This window comes from Paraclostridium dentum (assembly GCF_012922555.1).
In the GTDB taxonomy this organism is placed as follows: Bacteria; Bacillota; Clostridia; order Peptostreptococcales; family Peptostreptococcaceae; genus Paraclostridium; species Paraclostridium dentum.
On record NZ_WIPK01000105.1, the window covers coordinates 1 to 506 of the forward strand.

The 506-nt window shown below is 56.9% G+C and carries 1 protein-coding gene; it reads right to left on the minus strand.

Translation table 11 applies throughout. The features are described from left to right. Positions 1-78: 78 nt before the first annotated feature. On the minus strand, positions 79-327 hold the full coding sequence (gene psbR / locus GFJ41_RS20565; RefSeq protein ID WP_438943023.1) for a photosystem II protein PsbR: 249 nt from the start codon (positions 325-327) through the stop codon (positions 79-81). Positions 328-506: the final 179 nt, after the last annotated feature.

A 506-nucleotide genomic window follows, 5' to 3' on the forward strand; every position in this document is an offset into this window, starting at 1 on the left:
GGAGCGAGTACGTCCATGGAAACTTAACTAAATAAGCAAGAATAGTAGTACTAGTAGTATTGATGATGGTGGGTGTTTTTACTGGGCCAAGGCACTAGTGTTGTAGACGAGAAGTGCGCCACCGGCAAGCAGACCGGCCAGGGTGATCGCCCAGATCGCTAAGCCGGTGGTGCCGCCCACGTACACATCGCCGCTCGGAGACCACTCGTCCCTGTTGTAGATCGGGCTGTATCCGTCCACATTAGCACCGTATTTGTCGACGAATTGGTAAACGCCCTTTCCCGTAGGCTTCCTGCCGGAGGCATCGACGCCACCTTTCAAGTCCATGCCACCGCCAGTTCCATAGGGGGTGTCGGTCTTGATCTTCTTGCCGCCGCTGGCGCTGACTCTGAGGGTGGTGGTTCTGGCGAGCGACGGTAGCCCCCTCACGGTGGTCTTGTCGGCGGCGAAGGAGGCAGGCTTCAGAGCGACCGAACTCATCACTGCGCTTGCCATTTCTCTCTATA